Origin of the sequence: Roseovarius sp. A46 (assembly GCF_004126395.1) — a bacterium.
In the GTDB taxonomy this organism is placed as follows: Bacteria; Pseudomonadota; Alphaproteobacteria; order Rhodobacterales; family Rhodobacteraceae; genus Roseovarius; species Roseovarius nitratireducens.
Genome location: NZ_PVWS01000082.1, coordinates 389 through 589, shown reverse-complemented (window position 1 = coordinate 589; position 201 = coordinate 389). Strand labels below are relative to the sequence as shown.

Here is a 201-nt window from a genome sequence, read left to right as displayed (position 1 = left end):
GCGTGAGCGTGAGCCCGGGCAACCGGGCCGAAGTGGACAGCCTGTGCGATCTGGTGGTCGGCGACGAGACCGCGCTCTATGCGGACAGCGCCTATATCGGGCCGCGCACCCGGGCGCTTCTGGCGCACCACGCGATGCGCGATCAGGTGCAGCGGCACGGGGTTCGCAGGCGCAAACTGACGCCACAGGAGCGTGCCCGGA

At 70.6% G+C, this 201-nt stretch carries 1 pseudogene; it reads left to right on the top strand.

What is annotated here, in order from left to right:
- Positions 1–201: pseudogene (locus C6W92_RS18215) on the top strand (IS5/IS1182 family transposase); the annotation flags it as partial.